13 protein-coding genes are annotated in these 18,835 nt (G+C 48.7%); 6 read left to right on the top strand and 7 right to left on the bottom strand.

Going from position 1 to position 18,835, the window contains the following annotated elements:
- Positions 1–103: 103 nt before the first annotated feature.
- Positions 104–1,540 (bottom strand): pyruvate kinase, encoded by a 1,437-nt coding sequence (pyk, locus tag ACYVFD_RS19685; RefSeq protein WP_461092158.1) that lies wholly within the window; start codon positions 1,538–1,540, stop codon positions 104–106.
- Positions 1,541–1,885: 345 nt separating this feature from the next.
- On the opposite strand from pyk, the gene ACYVFD_RS19680 reads away from it, so the two are divergent.
- Both ACYVFD_RS19680 and ACYVFD_RS19675 read left to right on the top strand, forming a co-directional pair.
- Positions 1,886–2,593: a hypothetical protein gene (locus ACYVFD_RS19680; RefSeq protein ID WP_461092157.1), complete on the top strand. Its 708-nt coding sequence runs from the start codon at positions 1,886–1,888 to the stop codon at positions 2,591–2,593.
- Between the two features lie 260 nt (positions 2,594–2,853).
- Positions 2,854–3,240, top strand: a complete 387-nt coding sequence (locus ACYVFD_RS19675) for a hypothetical protein (RefSeq protein WP_461092156.1) — start codon at positions 2,854–2,856, stop codon at positions 3,238–3,240.
- Between the two features lie 140 nt (positions 3,241–3,380).
- On the opposite strand, the gene priA is transcribed toward ACYVFD_RS19675, so the two are convergent.
- Positions 3,381–5,906, bottom strand: coding sequence for a replication restart helicase PriA (gene priA, locus ACYVFD_RS19670; protein ID WP_461092155.1), 2,526 nt, complete (start codon positions 5,904–5,906; stop codon positions 3,381–3,383).
- Positions 5,907–6,113: 207 nt separating this feature from the next.
- On the opposite strand from priA, the gene ACYVFD_RS19665 reads away from it, so the two are divergent.
- Positions 6,114–10,343 (top strand): SdrD B-like domain-containing protein, encoded by a 4,230-nt coding sequence (locus tag ACYVFD_RS19665; RefSeq protein ID WP_461092154.1) that lies wholly within the window; start codon positions 6,114–6,116, stop codon positions 10,341–10,343.
- A 147-nt stretch (positions 10,344–10,490) separates the two neighbouring features.
- On the opposite strand, the gene ACYVFD_RS19660 is transcribed toward ACYVFD_RS19665, so the two are convergent.
- Complete coding sequence (locus tag ACYVFD_RS19660) at positions 10,491–11,345, bottom strand: M12 family metallopeptidase (protein ID WP_461092153.1); 855 nt, start codon at positions 11,343–11,345, stop codon at positions 10,491–10,493.
- 339 nt (positions 11,346–11,684) lie between these two features.
- Here ACYVFD_RS19660 and ACYVFD_RS19655 point away from each other — a divergent pair, with 339 nt between their 5' ends.
- Positions 11,685–12,689, top strand: a complete 1,005-nt coding sequence (locus ACYVFD_RS19655; RefSeq protein WP_461092152.1) for a YpdA family putative bacillithiol disulfide reductase — start codon at positions 11,685–11,687, stop codon at positions 12,687–12,689.
- Positions 12,690–12,774: 85 nt separating this feature from the next.
- Here ACYVFD_RS19655 and ACYVFD_RS19650 read toward each other — a convergent pair whose 3' ends face one another.
- A complete protein-coding gene (locus tag ACYVFD_RS19650; RefSeq protein WP_461092151.1) occupies positions 12,775–13,470 on the bottom strand; it encodes a 3-keto-disaccharide hydrolase in 696 nt (231 codons plus the stop codon).
- 154 nt (positions 13,471–13,624) lie between these two features.
- On the opposite strand from ACYVFD_RS19650, the gene ACYVFD_RS19645 reads away from it, so the two are divergent.
- Together ACYVFD_RS19645 and ACYVFD_RS19640 are read left to right on the top strand one after the other, a co-directional pair.
- Positions 13,625–14,551, top strand: coding sequence for a sugar phosphate isomerase/epimerase family protein (locus ACYVFD_RS19645; protein ID WP_461092150.1), 927 nt, complete (start codon positions 13,625–13,627; stop codon positions 14,549–14,551).
- A gap of 136 nt (positions 14,552–14,687) precedes the next feature.
- Positions 14,688–15,104, top strand: coding sequence for a response regulator (locus tag ACYVFD_RS19640; RefSeq protein ID WP_461092149.1), 417 nt, complete (start codon positions 14,688–14,690; stop codon positions 15,102–15,104).
- Positions 15,105–15,133: 29 nt separating this feature from the next.
- Here ACYVFD_RS19640 and ACYVFD_RS19635 read toward each other — a convergent pair whose 3' ends face one another.
- The 3 genes from ACYVFD_RS19635 to ACYVFD_RS19625 form a co-directional block, all read right to left on the bottom strand.
- Positions 15,134–16,453 carry a Gfo/Idh/MocA family protein gene (locus ACYVFD_RS19635; RefSeq protein ID WP_461092148.1) on the bottom strand — a complete coding sequence of 440 codons (1,320 nt, stop codon included), beginning with the start codon at positions 16,451–16,453 and terminating at the stop codon, positions 15,134–15,136.
- A 134-nt stretch (positions 16,454–16,587) separates the two neighbouring features.
- On the bottom strand, positions 16,588–17,895 hold the full coding sequence (locus tag ACYVFD_RS19630; RefSeq protein WP_461092147.1) for a Gfo/Idh/MocA family protein: 1,308 nt from the start codon (positions 17,893–17,895) through the stop codon (positions 16,588–16,590).
- Positions 17,896–17,986: 91 nt separating this feature from the next.
- A complete protein-coding gene (locus ACYVFD_RS19625) occupies positions 17,987–18,757 on the bottom strand; it encodes a hypothetical protein (protein WP_461092146.1) in 771 nt (256 codons plus the stop codon).
- Between the last annotated feature and the right edge of the window lie 78 nt (positions 18,758–18,835).

The following is an 18,835-nucleotide window of genomic DNA, read 5'->3' as shown; positions in this document are numbered from 1 at the left end:
TACAATTTTTACTAGCCACAAAAACAGTCAGGCCAGCATCTTAATCGTAAAGATGCTGGCCTGGTTTGTTGACAAGAATAGAACTCGGTATTCGTAATAGGTACTAATCGACCATGCTCAATTTCACAGTATTGGTCCGACGAGATTGCGTTAATGGCATACTTAGGGTATTAATAAAAATATCGCCTGATTGGAGCTTGCCCTGGCTAATTAGGGTTTGTTTGATACCTTCAACAGTCTGATCGACAGTTAAGTCCAGATCAGGTTCATACGGCATCACCTGCACACCCCAATATAAGCCTAGCGTATTGCGTAACTGCGGATCGTTGGAGAAGACGTATAAATCAGCCTTGGGGCGGTGGTGCGAGATGCGCACAGCCGTATAGCCTGAGTTCGTAATGCCGATGATGGCTTTGGCTTTGGTATCGCGGGCCAGTCGGCAGGCGCTCATCACCACATTGTCGTTCAGGACGTTTTGCGTAGGCTCCTCGTTGACGTGGGCGTGGTAGCGATAGTAAATTTTGTCGGTGGTGGCTTCTACCTGCCGGATGGTGTTAGCCATGCTTTCAACGGCCAGTATGGGGTATTTGCCCGAGGCCGTTTCGGCGCTGAGCATGACGGCGTCGGCTCCATCCAGTACCGAGTTGGCAATGTCGTTGATTTCGGCGCGGGTGGGTCGTGGCGCATCGATCATGCTTTCGAGCATCTGCGTAGCCACAATGACGGGCTTAGCCGCTTTGTTACACTTTTCTACCAGCATTTTCTGGATCATCGGAACCTCTTCGGCTGGCAACTCAACGCCCAGGTCACCACGGGCTACCATCAGCCCATCCGTAGCCGCAACGATTGAGTCGATATTCTGAATGGCTTCAGGTTTTTCGATCTTAGCAATAACCCGGCATTTCTTTCCCTGTGACTTGATAAACTCTTTAATCTCCAGAATTTCAGAAGCTTCCCGTACGAAAGAGAGAGCAATCCATTCAACCTCATGCTCCAGCCCAAATTTTAGATCGGCCCAGTCTTTGTCGGTTACGGCGGGCATCGACACTTTTGTATTGGGCAGGTTCACTCCTTTTTTAGATTTCATGGAGCCACCATACACCACTTCCGTTACTACATCGGTGCCTTCGGTCCGCAGAACGCGAACTTCCAGCTTGCCATCGTCCATCAGGATACGCTCGCCCGGATGAACGTCCTTGTACATGTCTTTGTAGGGTGTACTGACGCGGTCGGCCGTACCCATAATATCATCGTTGGTAAAGACCAACTCCTGACCGGGTACGATCATAACGCCATCTTTATTCTCAACATTGCCAATGCGGATTTTGGGACCTTGCAGATCCTGCAGCACGCAGAGGTTCAGGTTATACTCTTCGTTGATCTCGCGGATACGGGTAAGCCGCATCAGGTGGTCTTCGTGTGTACCGTGGGAGAAATTGAGTCGGAACACATTTACCCCGGCTTTGGCTAATGCCAGCAATTGTTCTTTGGTTTCGGAAGCCGGGCCAACGGTGGCCACAATTTTGGTTTTCTTAGACATAGGATGGGAAAAATTGGGCAAAATCGGCCAAAGCCGGTGCAAAAATAACCGGATGCCCTAAAAAACGGTGGTATTCAGCGAAATTTTACGGGAAGAGTTAAAAGCCTTAATCATCAGAGAGTATAGATCGGATGTTTGTGGCGGTGGAAATGATGGTCGATACCCTTTGATTTTACAGCAATATAGCCAACTGGATAAAAACCGGTCCTATATGGACATTTTGTGCATAACTAGCTTGTTTTGAGAGTAATTGATATACAAGGTCAGTCTTTAGAGATTTTCGGCCAGATCTAGTAACTCGTTGAATACGTTACGATAGCGTTATACTATTTATTACTCTCTGCTATGAGGATTATATCATTCGTTTGTCTCCTGTTGATTGGTGTACAGTCTATTGTCGCTGCCCAAAACAATCAATATATCCGGGTAAAAGCGGGGGAGAACCTGACTAATTCTCTTTCGGTCAATGAGCGCTACCAATACCCTGAATTTACAATGGGGAAGCTAGTTTATGCATCCAATAAGTCGTCAACGGCCAGGTTCAACTATAATCTTTTTTTAAATGAGATGCATTTCATCAACGCGGCTGGTGATACACTGGCGCTGGAAAATGATCCCACCGTTCAACTTGTGGTTATTGGGCCAGACTCGTTTTATTACGAGTACCCAAAGACCTATTGGCAACTGGTATCTACATATCGTTCCGCTAAATTGCTGATTAAGCATACAATGGTGTTGATTGACCGGGAAAAGGAAGGCGGTTATAAACAGTCGACGGGAGCTTCGGCGATACGAACAACGACTACTTATTCAGGGGTTAATGGGTCATTGGCCCGGTTAGACGCCCACAGTGATATGTTATTTTCAAAAAAAGCTGAGTTCAAATTACGGGATAACAATGGTAAATTTCATCCGGCAAGCCAAGCCGGTTTCCTGCACTTATTCGCTAAGAACAAACCGGTTGTTAAACAGTATTTAAAGGAAAATTCTATTAATTTCAATGAGGAAACCGATCTCAAAAATAACCTTGCCTTTTGCGCTAATCTCCCTTAGGTAAAGTGGTTTATTAACCGAACGATAGTTTGAGCAGCTATTACTCAACTGTGCTAACCAGGATGCCTTAAAAAACGGTAGTATTCAGCAAAATTTTACAGGAAACGTGTTAGGGCTGTATAACCTAGCGGATGTGCTAAAGATTTTTTTTCTGTCTAAGTTGATAAATTGGCCTACAGCATGAAGGTACATAGGTGAAATGTACACCAACCAGTGTAATCGACACAAAAGGCACATACTATTGGCAGAACTCTAAGTATATGAAACTCTATATGTTTTTTGTCGCTGTATTTATTTCTTTTTATTCAACAGTTGCCTTTGGACAGGGAGAGGCAAACACTCAGGTAGAACTGAGGTTGAAAGATCTGAAAGAGTTTAAAGCAGACATCCTTATTGTACGCACTTTCGAAGTAATAAGCGGATCGGGCTATTCATCTAAGCTGTCAATTTCAGACGGTGTAACGGAAACCTGGTATATTAATTTAAGACGCACCACGGAAAAAACGACAGACGAAAATCTTTCAACAATAGCTAAAGTATTTAATTTGCTTAAGCTGCAAGGGTATCGCTTAATACAGACCAATAGTGGTGATCTTTCCGATAATATTTTGTTGTCTAATTATATCTTTGAAAAGAAAAGAGAATAAAAGGGGAGGTGTTTCCTTAATCTTAAGTGGCATTCTGAAACTGAGTTATTCTCAGAAATATGTGGTATGAAGAAGGATGCGTTTATTAAGATTTACCCTTTGCTGATCCTGGATTGAATCGTTGAAAACGGGCTTTCTTCTCACAAACAATCCACATCGGCCACGATACTTACCTGTCGCAACCCTTTGTCGATCAGGATATCGTTGATCCGATCCTGAATGTAGGTTTTTACGGCTTTGATGTTCACCTTATCGCGTTCGATTTTGACCAGGATGTCGAACAGGAACTGGTTGCGGATGCGTTCGACCAGGGGCTCTTCGGGCCCCAGCACCCGGCTACTGCCCAGTACATCCGTCAATTCGGCGGCCAAGCGTTCGGCAGCCTGATGACTGATGAGTTTATCGGTATGACGAATGGTCAGTTTGATGAGCCGGGAGAAAGGGGGATAGTTGAAGTCCTGTCGCTCCTGAATTTCTTCTTCGTAGAGTCCTTTGTAGTCGTTGGTAATGATTTTTTGCAGAATAGGCTGCTGCGGATTATTGGTTTGAATCAGCACAGTACCCTTCCGACCGGCTCGTCGGCCAGCCCGGCCACTGACCTGCGTAAGCATCTGAAAGGCACGCTCCGTAGCCCGAAAATCTGGGAAGTGAATCAGGCGGTCGGCATCGAAAATACCGACCAGGCTTACGTTGTCGAAGTCTAGCCCTTTCGTAATCATTTGCGTACCAACCAGAACATCGACCTGCCCCCCTTCAAACTCCTGGATAATTTGCTGATAGGCATTTTTGGCACGGGTTGTATCCAGGTCCATGCGTAACACCCGTGAACCAGGGAAAATAATCTGAAGCTGATCTTCCAGTTTTTCCGTTCCGAAACCAATCGTCTTGACTTTAGTAGACCCGCAGGTCGGGCAGGTGCGGGGTACCGCTTCCTTATGGCCACAGTAATGACAGCGCAGTTCGGCGTCGCGCTGGTGGTAGGTTAGGCTGACGGCACAGTTCTGACATTCGGCGGTCCAGTCGCAGTCTTCGCATTGCATATACGGTGAATACCCCCGTCGGTTCTGAAACAGGATACTCTGTTCTTTTCGCTCCAGGTTCATTTCCAGCGCACCCAGCAGGGCCGACGAAAATTCATTCTTCATCGTCTTTTGCCGTTTCTCCTGCTGTGTATTGACCAGCACAATATTGGGCAACGTGGCATCGCCAAACCGTTGAAAGAGTTCTACCAGCCCGTATCGGCCCTGTTTGGCCTGGAAATAGGTTTCGAGCGAGGGCGTAGCCGAACCCAGTAGTACCTTGGCCTGCTGCCAGTGAGCCAGCATGATAGCTACATCACGAGCATGATAGCGAGGAGCCGGATCGTGCTGTTTATAACTCGTTTCGTGCTCTTCATCGACGATAATCAGCCCCAGGTTATCAAAGGGCAGGAATACCGACGAACGTACGCCCACCACAAACTGATACTGCCCCGAAACCACCCCTTTCCAGACCTCAACGCGTTCATTATCTGAAAACTTAGAGTGGTAAATGCCCATTTTGTCGCCAAAAACCCGCTGGAGTCGTACCACAATCTGGGCGGTCAGCGCAATCTCGGGCAGCAGGTAAAGTACCTGTGATCCCCCCAGCAACGCCTGTTGAATCAGGTCGATATAAATTTCGGTTTTACCGCTGCCCGTAATCCCGTGGAACAACACGATGTTCTGCTGAGCAAACTGCTGCATAATCTGATTGGAAGCCGTCTGCTGGGCATCGGTCAGGCGGATTTCTACCTGTGGAGCCAGATTGTCGGAAAACCGGGGCTGAATAACCTCAAAGGTTTCGAATACACCGTTTTTGATCAGCGTCGACAGCGACGATTGCGACAGTTCGTCGTCCTGGTTAAGGATCGTTTTATCCAGTCCTTTCTGATTTAAAGCAGGGTCTCGCTGCATGGGCACATGTTGCAAATACCGCATCACAACTTCCTGCTGTTTGGGCAGTTTGTCGAGCCGCTGAATCAGCGCAAGCAGTTGTTCCCGCTCCTCGTAGTCCCGGTGCAGCCTGACTTTTCGAATCATTTTGGGAATGTACTTTTCCCGGACTTCCTCGAATACGATAACCGCTTTTTTACCTACCAGCGATTTGATCAAGGCGGGTACGTTGGTACCATCGCCCGCCAGTCGGCCTAATTCTTCGTAAGAGAGGGCTGGATGCTTTTTGAGTTCGGTCAGAAGCACATCTTCGAATCCGGTCAGCAGTTCAGGATAATCGAAATCAGGATTGAACTGCACTTTCGACTGGCTCGAGATTTTAAGCCCCGACGGTAAGGCAACATTCATCACATCGCCAATGCAACACATATAGTATTCGGCCATCCACCGAAACAATTCCAGCTGATACCCAGTCACTAACGGATATTCGTCCAAAACTTCACTGATATAACGTGCCTGATATGCCGTAGGTGGTGAATTATGCAATTTGGCTACCACAGCCGTAAGTACCCGGCTATTTTTCTTACCAAATGGTACAATCACTCTGGCACCAATTTTGAGTACGTCGGCCATTCCTCTTGGAACCCGATAGGTAAACAATTTTGGAACCGGGATTGGGAGGATTAAGTCAGCAAAGAAGGTAATTTCTTCACTGTCAAAGGACGAAAACAAGGTATTTGACTGATTTTCCACTTGGTTGGCACGTATGGACAGTAAAGATACGCAGAAAGCGATAAGGGTCTGGCAAGGCTTTTGTCATACGTAAGCTCGTTGATTTGTTTTTGTAAACAAAACAAGAAATAAAGAAAATCTAATTTTTTTATGTCACCAATACGGTATCATTGTGTATTTGATTGGTGTTAGTGCGCATTCCTTTTTCCAACAAAAATTCTCAAACGTATGAAGCGTGTTTACCCACTAACAACTAGGCCGTACTGGCTCTGGTTAGTAGTATTGTTTCTCTGGTTTGGAGCTACAATAACTACAAATGCTCAGGTTAAAGGGGTTGTATTCCGTGACTTCGACTTAAATGGTATTCGATCTGATACATTACCTATTGAAGTAGGCATCTCGGGAGTAGTCGTATTGGCTTTTGTTGATCAAAGTAGCACGCCTGTTTCAACGACAACAACTGCCGATGGTTCGTATGCGTTTAACGGCACAGATGTACCGGCGGGTAAACCTGTACGGGTTGAATTCAGGAATTTCCCTTCCGGCGATTACAATGGACCCTACGGGACTGGTAGTGGAACCAGTGTTCAGTTTGCGAAAGCGCCTGCGGAGAACGTCAATCTGGGTGTAAACTACCCCGCCGATTACTGCCAACCCAGCGGTTTTAATCTGGTTACGCCCTGCTATGTGAATGGGAATTCACAAATCACGACGGATAAGGATGGGAATCCGGTGCCTGCCGACAAACAGGCAGCTTTAGCCGATGCACTGGTCAGTTTTTCGTATGTGGCATCGGGGGTGGCCGGCCCAGGTAATTTTATGCCAACGCATCTGGCAAGCGCTGGTGAGGTGGGCTCTATCTGGGCGCTGGCTTATCAACGACGGAATAAAGCCATGTTTAGTGCGGCCGTTGTCAAACGCCATGCAAGTTTCGGTCCGGCAGGTCCGGGGGGCATCTACAAAACAGACATGGTTGCTGGTACCACTACCACCTTTATGTCGGTCAATTCGGTTGGTATCGACATGGGCAATGACCCGCACCTGGACCCCTTAGCCAATCTGTTCGGTGATAAAACCCAGGCTAGCACAGATCCCGGTTCTATGTCGGCGATGGGTCGTATGAGTTTTGGCGGAATGGACATATCGGAAGATGACAAAACGCTCTACTTTGTTAACCTGAAAGACCGGAAGGTCTACAGTCTGTTTATTGGCTCACCCGCCGTTGCTCCTACATCGGCAACCGCCGTTAAATCTTGGGATATTCCGAATCCGGGTTGTTCGAATGGCGATTTTCGGCCCTGGGCGCTGAAGGTTTATCATGGAGCCGTATATGTCGGTGTGGTTTGTTCGGCCGAAACATCGCAGTTACAGAGTGATCTGAAAGCAACAATTTACCGCTTCGACCCGACTGCGGCTACACCCGTGTTTACAGAAGTACTCTCGTTTCCGCTCGATTTCCGTCGTGGTTCGGCCGATTTGACGGGTACTTGCGTCCAATACGACCATTGGATGCCCTGGACCGAAACCTGGCCGGCGGCCTGTGGGGTTGGGGATACACCCAAATTTGTGATGTATCCACAGCCTATTTTATCTGATCTGGACTTTGATGATGATGGTTCCCTGCTGATTGGTTTTCTGGACCGTTTTGGCCATTTATCGGGAATGGCTAACCACGACCCCAGTGGAAATGGGCTTTACGACGGATTTACAGGCGGAGATTTACTTCGGGCCTATAATAATAATGGAACATTTGTACTGGAGCAGAACGGAAAAGCGGGAAATCTGACGGGTAGCGGAGTTGGTAATAACGAAGGACCTGGCGGAGGGGAGTTTTACGGAAAAGATTACTGGGTATTCTTTGGCAATCCAGCCCATGCCGAAATTACAAACGGTGCGTTAAGTATAGTGCCGGGGTATAATGAAGTTGTTACGTCGGCATTTGATCCTATCACGGATGTGTACCAATCGGGCGGACTAAAAGTCTTCAATGCCAGCACCGGAGCCGAAAACCGAAACTATGTGTTGTATACGGTCAATCCGGGTTCATTTGGGAAAGCATCGGGCCTGGGCGACAATAAACCGCTATGCGATCCGGCACCTATTGAGATTGGTAACCGGGTCTGGTTTGATGACAACCGCGATGGTATTCAGGATGCCTACGAGCCGGGTATCGACGGCATTGTGCTGACGCTTCACGACATGGATGCAGGTGGCGCTCAGATTGCTACCCAGACGACTCACGACGGTGGTCAGTACTATTTTAATAACAGCACTGTACCAGGCGGACTTCAGTATGGGCATAAGTATGAGATACGGATGGATACTACCCAACTGCCAAAGCTGGATATCACCCTGGCCGGGGCCAAGCCAATCGCACCATTGTCGGGTGGACGCGTAGCCGCACGTGGGGCTCGTCAGGCGGCTACCCCACTACGCTATTATACATTGTCGCCCGCTAACCGGGGCAGCTTTGCAGATTCCAACATTCGCGATTCCGATGCTCAACTGGTTGGCGGCTCGGCAGTTATTTCGGTAACCACGCTCGATGCCGGGCAGAATGATTTTACCAACGATCTATCAATCTATTCATGCCCTGAGCTAACCAATGAAAAAGATACGGTTGGCGTATGTACGGGCGCTCCACTGGACTCAGTAACTGCCCATGGAGCCTATTTTAGCCGCGTCGATTCGGTTCGGTTTGTGCTATTTACGAGCCCGCAATCGGGGACCGCTATGTATGATAACTCCGGGACAGTGTTGGGTACCGTAAAGCCTGATGCCAACAATCGTGCGGTGCTCTACAATCCGGCTGTTAATACAACCAATACTACGTCTGGTGTATCGAGACAGTACATTTACGCGATCATCTATCCGACGCCCGAAAATCCGGCTTGTCGCCAGTCTGGTGAAACAGTGATCGAAGTAACTCCGGCTTTATCCGTAACCGCTTTGGGGGGAACCTTGACCTGTATCACAAAAGAGGTAACACTTACGTCGCAGGCTATGTATGGCGATGGGACTGTCGCTTCTAAAGCACTTTATTCATGGACTGGCCCTAACAGCTTTACCAGTTCACTTCAAAATCCAGTTGTATCAGAAGCCGGAACGTACACCGTAACGGTAAGCAGTATTGATTGCCCCAATGCGTTTACGACGGCTACTGCCGAAGTAACCGCTGATACCCAAAAACCGGTTCTGGAAGCCTACGGAGCGGCTTTGCCTTGTAAAGGCTGTAGCGCAACTCTGTTTGCCGATGCGCCCGGGGCTACTTTGTTCTGGACGGGTCCCAGTTCATTCACCAGTACCCAGGCAGAGCCTGAAGTAACCCTGGCGGGCAATTACACGGTGGTCGCGACAGGGGTAAATGGTTGTACGGTCGATATGGAGGTTGAGGTTCAACCCGTAATCGATGACCCATGCCCACCCGTATCGATCACGGCTTTAGGCGGTAAATTGACCTGTTCAGTGCTATCCGTAACCTTGACGGCTCAGGCTAGCTTACTGAATGGATCGACTCCTCCGAACCTGGTTTATGCCTGGACGGGGCCTAACAGTTTTACTAGTTCAGCGCAGAATCCGGTTATATCCTTGCCTGGTGATTATACCGTATCGGCTTATACGCTCGATTGTCCGGCCACCATTTCGTTGACCGCCGTTACCGTAGTGGCCGATACCGCTAAGCCAGTACTGGAAGCGTATGGAGCAGCTTTGCCCTGCAAAGGTTGTAGTGCTAGCCTCTATGCCGATGCGCCGGGAGCTACCTTGCTTTGGTCTGGCCCGAATGGATTTTCGAGTACCCTGGCAGAGCCGGAGGTAACCATAGCTGGTGATTATACGGTTGTGGCAACGGGAGCGAACGGCTGTAAGGTCGATATGACGGTGGAGGTTCAGCCTGCAACAGATGATCCATGTCCACCTGTATCGATCACAGCAACAGGGGGTAAACTGACTTGTTCGGTTGTATCGGTCACACTGACGGCGCAGGCTGGTTCGTTGGATGGATTGATTCTCCCGAACGTGATTTATGCCTGGACAGGCCCCAACAGCTTTACCAGTTCTGCTCAGAACCCAGGCGTAACATTACCCGGTAATTATACCGTAACGGCGCATACGCTCGATTGCCCGGACATTACTACATCGGCTACTGTTACTGTTGTGGCCGATACCATCAAGCCGGTTCTGGAAGCCTATGGGGCAGCAATTCCCTGCAAAGGCTGTAGTGCTACCCTGTTTGCCGACGCTCCCGGAGCTACTTTACTCTGGAGTGGACCCGGTGGATTCTCGAGTACCGAAGCTGAACCGGTTGTAACTGTAGCGGGCGACTATACCGTTGTCGCTACGGGTGGAAACGGCTGTAAGATCGATACGACGGTTGAAGTGTCGCCACCTGGAAATGATGATCCCTGCACAGGCCGTGAACCTCGGTGTTTACCCTTGCAGATACGACGGGTTAAATAACCTCAAAAGAGCACCCATAAATCCTACCATACACTTAAAATGAATAGGGGGCAGCGCACAAGCGCTGCCCCCTTACTATCTTTATGAATGGCTCGTACATCTATGGATAGGCCTCATACATCTATGGATATAGTGAGCGCTGCGCTGTTAAGGATACATAGTGAGCACAGTCTGAATATCGGTAGCCGACAGGCCGTCGCGTTGGCTGGTGAATGTCGATCCATCCTTTTTGGTGATGGTAGGCAGGCCATTTTTCGAAAAGTCGTACGAACCGTACATCATGACCGAGCCAAAGTCAAGACCTCCTGCTGAGTCGAAGCCGTCCATACCCCGTTGAACATAGGTCTGAAAATCAGTTTCGTAGCCCGTGATGATATTTCCCGTATTAATGTCGACGTAGGTATCGCGATCGGCGCGAGTATGCTCATGCCAGAGCCCAACCGTATGGCCGATCTCATGAATGGTATTTCCGGTTGTGCAGTTGCTGGCCAGATTCACATATTGTACACTACCTACATAGCCGACATTCGATGAACAGCCCGAACCCGTCTGAAACAGGACGTAACCTCGCTGTGTCGTACGTTGAACAAAACGAATGGGCGTAGTCGCTTCCCAATGAGCGATAGCATCCAACACGCGCGATTGATTAGGTAATGATGCGCTAATGGAATAATAGACAATTTTGTTGGGCCAGCGTGAAGACGCTTTCGTCCGGCCTGTTCCTTCGACCTGCAAATCGTCGGATTGCCGTAAGTCGTGCTCCGATAACAGAATATCACTCTCAAATACCGCCTGCTCGCCAAACAGTTGGTAAATGACTGTTTGGCCATTGAGCTTACCACTTTGTAAGGCTCCTCGCTGATTGGGGAACGCTTCCTCAGGACGGCTGGTGACAGAAACCGGTTTTACAGCCTGTAAATCATTTTCTGGCGATTCGGGAGAACAACCAATTGTCAGAATGGTTAGTGTATAAAGAATGGAAGGAAATAGCTTCTTTTTCATAAGTTTTCAGTGTTAACGTTGTTTTGCTGAAATAACAGCAATGTCATTTAACTTGTTGAAATATATATTAAACGGTTAATATAAATTAATTTTCATTTCTTATAAGTTAATGATATATTAAACATATATACAAAAAAGATGTACCTGGATCCCCTGATCGGCCCTGATGTATGGGTATACAAAGTCCACAATCATTATGTTAATCCTGATGCTAGCTTTTTGGACAGGAATCTTTGCCCATTACTCTTCGTTGCTCTTTTAGCAGGTTATTTATTATAGCTGGAAAGCCATCAGCGAGTTGGGTATCCAGAAAACTACCGATTCTCTTTTTATTAAATCATGCAATTGTTCGACGTCATTATTGTTGGCGGGGGGCCATGTGGGCTGGCGGCTGGTATCGAAGCAACCAAAGCGGGGTTGAGCCATTTAATTCTTGAAAAGGGAAGCCTTACCGAGTCGATCCGGCAGTATCCGCGCCGGATGCGCTTCTTCTCAACCGCCGAGAATATCGAAATTGGCGGACTCCCTTTTTCTATTTCAGACGTAAAAGCAAGCCGTAACGAAGCTTTACAATACTATCGAAAAGCGGCTGCTTATTACAAATTGAATTTCAACGTATTTCAGGAGGTTTGGGATGTGCGGAAGCAGGATGACATCTTTACCGTGACGATAACGTCCGGCGAACGTTATCAGGCCTATAAAGTGATTATGGCTACGGGGTATTTCACCCGTCCACGATGGCTAAATATACCGGGCGAAAATCTGCCACACGTATCTCATTATTATGATGAGCCTTTCAAGTATTCGTTTACGAATGTAGTCATCATTGGAGCCTCGAATTCGGCAGTAGAAGCAGCACTGGAATTATACCGCCATGATGTTAACGTGACCGTTGTGCACCGGGGAGACGATTTTCGTAGTACCGTAAAATACTGGCTGGTGCCCGACGTGAAGAACCGGGTGAAAGAAGGCAGGATCAAAACGGTATTTAGCTGCTGTGTCACCCAGATCGATGAGAAATCAGTAACTGTCAACGATCTGAAGACGGGTGAAGAAGTGCGCTTACCCGCCGATTTTGTGTTTATTCTGACGGGTTACATCCCGGATGCCGATCTGCTGGCTCGTTGCGGGATCGAGCTAAACCCCGAAACGCAGGTACCGGTGTATAATAAGGAAACGTTTGAAACTAACATTCCCGGCCTGTATGTGTGTGGTACGGTGCTGGCTGGTATTTATACCGAAAAGGTGTTTATCGAGAACGGCCGCGAACATGCCCAGGCCATTATTGACCACATTATGGGCCGCGAAATCCATAAAGTAGCCGAGCTAATCCAGCGTATTTGAGGAGTTGAGTGATTGAGCGAATGAGTGATTGAGTGACTTGCTGACGCATAACCACTCAATCACTCATTCGCTTAATCACTCAATTTCAGCGGAGCGGTTTTACGGATACTTCTTTGAAATAGACGATGTCGTGCTCACCGTGATTCTGTAGGCCAATATAGCCTATATTGGGTCGAAGGCCCCGGTAAGGCTCAAAGTCAAACTTACGGGCAGGCACCGGTGCCCCTTCGCGATAATCGGTTACTTTTACCCCGTTGACATACACAATGGTGCGGGGGCCATCCAGCGTGATGTCCATCGTATTCCACTGAGGACCGGGCTTGCCGGGTTTGGCGAGGGGTTTGGTCAGCGAATACAGCGTACCTGTTACGTGGTATTCGTCTTCGTCGGAGGTTTCGGGATGGTTATCAATCTGCACCTCATAGCCATAATGCACCGGCATCCATTCTTCGCGTGGTTCGACCGGAATTCGGATAAAAACCCCAGCATTACTATTCTCTTTCTGCATCTTATAGACAATACGCAGGGTACAATTACTGAATTTCTCTTTCGAATAATACAAAAGGCCCATTCCGCCTTTTCCACGAATCAATCCATTTTCGACCAGCATACTTCCTTTACCAACATGTTTCCAGCCAGTCAGATTAGTGCCATTAAACAAGGGGCGCCAACCTGTGCTAGCCGAAGGCTGGGTTGGCTGATGGAGTCTGGAAAGGAAAGCACCCGGTGACAATAAGGCACCACTTAGCAGAAAGAGTGAGATCAGAATTCCGTATGGCATAGTTGTGGGCTATAAGTAATCGACTAAGCTTGATAGGGCTATAAGCTCTCGATGGCGGTGGATTTACTGCATGGAGCTTCCATTAGTATTTTTCGACCCGTGTACGCTTATCAGATAAGTGGTCAGATGGCCAGGTATTTACAGTGCTGATACTATGCGTACACCTACGACACAATCGAACCGGCGGGCTTTTATCAAGACAGCATTGGCCAGTGCCGCCTTTGCGGTTGCCCCACAGGATTCTGGAAAGACAACTTCCGCAAGTCAGTTGCCTGGTCGGGTTCGGCTGAGTTGCAACCTGTATTCATTCAATGAGCCGTTGATGAGCAAACAGATGACCCTTGACGATGTACTGACCTATTGTGCCGAACTGGGTTTTGATGCCGTTGACCCAACCGCTTACTACTTTCCTGATTACCCAAATCCACCGACAGATGCCTTCTTGTATCAGATCAAACGGAAAGCCTTTCGACTGGGACTTGACATCAGCGGGACAGGTGTACGTAATGATTTTACGCTGCCCGATGCTACTCGTCGGAAAGCCGAGGTGGATCTGGTCAGGAGATGGACTGATGTAGCGGCTCATTTAGGCGCTCCCGTTATCCGGGTATTTGCAGGGCTTGGCAAAGAATTGCCGGCAAAGTACGACCGTGACGAAGTAACCGGGTGGGTAGTCGATGCAATTCGCGAATGTGCCGACTATGCTGCCAGACAGGGCGTAATGGTTGTACTGCAAAACCATGCCGATTTTATCCAGACGGCCGATCAGGTGCTGGACATCGTTCGGAAGGTAAACTCCGACTGGATGGCGGTGAATCTGGATGTTGGAAGCTTTAAGTTCGGTGACCCGTATGCACAAATTGCCCATGTGGCTCCGTATGCAGCAACCTGGCAACTCAAAGAAAATCTGTTTGTCGATGGAAAGGAAGTGCCTACTGATCTGGACCGAATCATACGGATTGTACGCAAGTCAGGCTATCGAGGCTATTTGCCGATTGAGACGCTCGGGAAAGGCGACCCGAAGGTGAAGGTGGCCGCTTTTTTCGGCAAGGTTAAAAAAGCATTAACGACCAACGGCTGAATGAATCGAACTGTTAACGTTTAGCGTATAATAAGATTGCTATTGCCCTTTAAGCAAATTTAACTAAACTAGTTGTCTTTTCTTTCGTTAGAAGAAGTGCCCTATTCAACGATTTACATAGAATCATTAGCCCATCATGACAACACATAATCAATCGTTTGATGTTTTAGTAGTGGATGATGATCCAACTATTTACGACCTATTGCATATGATAGGGCAGCGGGAGTTTGCTGAAGCCACATTCAGAAGTGCCGCTACTCCTCAGGATGCCATCGACACTACGGACGACCAATTTCCGCATCTGGTCTTATTAGATATCGATTTTCATCAGGAAAAAGATGGCATCGACTGGTTGCCGATGATACATACCCGCTTTCAGAAAAAAGTCCCCGTTGTTATTTTCTCGCAGTCGGATAGCCACCAGCATATCCAGCAGGCTTATCAGGCCGGAGCCGTTGCGTATACCCAGAAACCCGATGAACTAAAAGGCTGGAAAGATTACGTAACCGCGATGAAGAAGTTCTGGTACGAAACGGCCACTATACCTCAGTAACCAGCGTTAGTAATCTGTTCAGGTGAGCTTTAGGACACTTTAGGCAAGGCCCAGGGGGCTCGGTAGTGGGCTTTGGTAAGGGCTAAGGCCGACGAATCACCACTAATTATGCCCTGGGTATCGTCCCAGATCAGTTTGTGCCCGATTCGGTAGGCAATATTGCCCAGGTGCGAATGCAAGGCCACGTTCCGACCAGCTTCTGCCGGACAATTGGGCTGTTGCCTTGACCGAATGCACTCCAGAAAATTTCGGGTATGGCTATCCAGATCCCGTCCGTTGCCATACTGAGTCGGCTGGGCCGGAACCAGATAGCGTCCTTGTTCTACCTCGGGCAGTACTTCCCATTTGCCCCGATCAATAACCACCGTTCCGAGATTGCCGATGAACGCTACGCCATGATCGCGGTCATAGGGTCCACGCATCGTTCCTAACGACTGTTCCCACAGGATCGAGAATTTACCATAGTCATACACCACCTGCATGGTATCGGGCGTATCGCCGTCCTGATCGGGGAAGCCAAATTTGCCACCTGTAGCCACGACAGATTTGGGAGCGGTCACGTTCATTCCCCAAAGGGCAATATCGATCATGTGTGCTCCCCAGTCGGTCATCAGCCCTCCGGCATAATCCCAGTAGTACCGAAACGTGCCGTGGAACCTATTTCGATTAAAAGGTCGACTCGGTGCTGGCCCTAGCCACATATCGTAATCGACACCGGCAGGTACGGGTTCATCCGGGCGCGGAGGAAACTCTTTGCCGTAGTTCATAAATGCCCAGGTTTTCACCGACCGGACCCGGCCAATTTTTCCAGACTGAATATAATCCAGCGCGGCTTTCCAGTGTGCACCACTCCGTTGCCATTGTCCCACCTGAACAATTCGGTTATAACGTTTGGCGGCTGCTACTATTAGGTTACACTCTTCAATAGTGGTAGCCAGTGGTTTTTCGACGTAAACATCTTTCCCGGCCTGACAGGCATACACAGCAGGCAGACAATGCCAATGGTCAGGTGTGCCGATAATGACCGCATCCACCGTTTTATCGTCGATCAGCTTCCGAAAGTCGTTGTAGAGCGTAACTTTTTTGCCGGTTTGCTTCTCCAACTCATCCGACCGCTTTTTCAGGACATTATTGTCTACATCACATAGGGCAACGCAAACGGCACCGGGATTTTTCAGCATCGACGTTAAGTCGGCCCAACCCATGTTGTTGACACCAATCAACCCAATGCGGATCGTATCAGAAGGAGCCGCTGCTGAATAGCCCATTTCAGGCAGGGCCGCCGACAGACCTATACCGGCTGCTAGCTGGGTTGATTGGTGCAAAAAATTGCGTCTTGATGAAGGCATACCGTTAAAATAGAAAAGGCTAAGGGCTACCTAAAAAAGACAACAGCAAATCGAAACTACTACCCTTGTGGTCGGTGATTTATTAAGCTTATGGCTCTACAAATATCTTCCCTGGGCAGTAAGCTGACTGTATTTTAAACCGGATACTGCCACTCGCCCCGGTAGGCCCGGCTGAGTAACTTGTTGGCTTCGGGATCGTTCGGGATCTGACTACCATCCCATTCAACACTCCGACCAAGTTTCAGCGATAGCATTCCCAGGAGTGCCATATTGGTGGAGCGATGGCCGATCTCGATATCGCAAACGGGGAGTTTATTGGATTTAATACTTTGCAGGAAGTTGGCCCACAGCAGCGCAATGTTCTGATCGTCGGGTTTGTCTAGCTGGGCGTCCTGATGGATAACGGGCTTTTTCGAATCAGCGGGGTAGAATGTCCAGCCATCGAGCCAGCCCATGTGGAAGGTACCTTCGGTACCATAGAAATACACGCCAACGGCCTGTTGAGGGTGCGTTTTCTCGGCGTTATTGCCGGCAAATGTCCGATGTTCCCAAACGGCGGTAAAATTTTCAAATTCAAAGGTCGCGACCTGATGATCGGGCGCATCCGTATTGTCCTGTTTGATGGCTCGTCCGCCCGTCGAATAGACTTTGCGGGGATGTTTTTCTTCGGTTACCCATAAAATCTGATCCATCCAGTGAATACCCCAGTCGCCGAGGGTACCATTGGCATAATTCAAAAAATTACGCCAGCTTCTAGGGTGCATTGCTTTGTTGTAGGCATGCAGCGGAGCCGGGCCGCACCACATATTCCAGTCAATTTCCGGTGGGGTTTCGCTATCGGGTGTTGGCTGTCCCGCGCCACCTGCATAGTGTACAAACGCTCTCGCCATCCCGATTTTACCTGCCTTTCCTGACCGCAAAAACTCCATACCGGATACATTATGGGGCGATACCCGGCGGTGCATCCCCACCTGACAGATACGACCCGTTTGCCGGGCCGCTTTAACCATGGCCTTTCCTTCGTTGATGGTATGGCTAATGGGCTTTTCGACGTATACATGGGCCCCAGCCTGCATGGCGGCAATAGCGGCCAGTGGATGCCAGTGGTCGGGCGTGGCCACAATCACGATCTGGGGCTTTTCGGTAGCCAGCATTTCCCGGTAATCCTTGTATAGCTTCGGTTTGTCGGAAGTCAACTTAGTTAACTCTTCACTCGTTTTCTGAAGCTGACGGCTATCTACGTCGCATAGAGCCACTATTTTCGATTCGCCCGCCTGTACAGCACAACGCAGAATATTGTTGCCCCACCACCCGGCGCCAATCAGCGCGGTACGGTATTTCTGGGCAGGCTGACGTGTAATAAACGCACGTACCTGAGTTGGATCGGTGATGAGGGTGGCACTGGCAAGAGCAGACGTTTTCAGGAAATCGGAGCGGTTCATCGGAAAACAAGGTTTCGGTTATGTCAGTAGAAGCCCAATGAGCAGGCCTCCATTGGTCAAAGATGAACCCAATGTTTTTTTACCGTCGATTTTATAAACCCGATACCGGTGGCTGGCCTTTCAGCGCTTCCAGAAGCAGAAAAGTGACAGCCCCGGTGTACAAAACTGCGAACAGGAAAACCTGAAGCGGTCGTCGGGCAATATAATAGCCAAATAGGGGAATAAACTGAAGCGCATGCATCCCAAAAAAATGAGCAATGCGCAGATCGCCGTAGCGCATAGACCAGTTTGTTATCGGTAATCCTGATCCGCCATCGGGAGCGCCTACCGTATGACTAAGCTGGGTAGCCATAATGAAGCCTTCAAACGCAAAAACAACGAATATCAAAATGCCGATCCGAATGGCCCATAGATAACTTGTTGCCAGTGAATTGCTGTGAATGCGAAAAAAGAGATAACCGATATAGCCCGTCCAGATCGCCATCACTGTAATAGCTATCCCCATTACATTGAATAGGGCAGTATCAAGTGGTGAGTTGAGATTAAAGTGAGAAAGCTTACCCAAAGCGGCCTGGCCTGTTATGATGATCATCTCGATGGTCATGGCCACGATAACCACCCAGCTATAGATTGTCACGTTACGAGTCTGGCCCAGATAACCCGTGTACCAGGCCATGGTCCAGCAGAACAGGGTAATCGACACGAAAAACTTCATGGGCTTACTAAACGCGTTGATGCCCAGAACCTGTACGTTAGTTGTAAGTGCCAGTATGGCACAAACGAACGTACCGATCAGGCATAGCCAGCCGAAGTAATAGAGCAGCGCATTCCGTTTTTTTAGGGTTTCCAGGAAATAGCTCATGCGTGTGTCAGTTGGAGTAAAAGCGTCGGCCCCTGGTAACTGAACGATACAAACTCTGACAAGTTTTCATTTAAGCCT

This window comes from Spirosoma gilvum, assembly GCF_054776815.1.
Note: the sequence above shows the minus strand (reverse complement) of the source record. Positions and strands in the feature narration are given on the sequence as shown.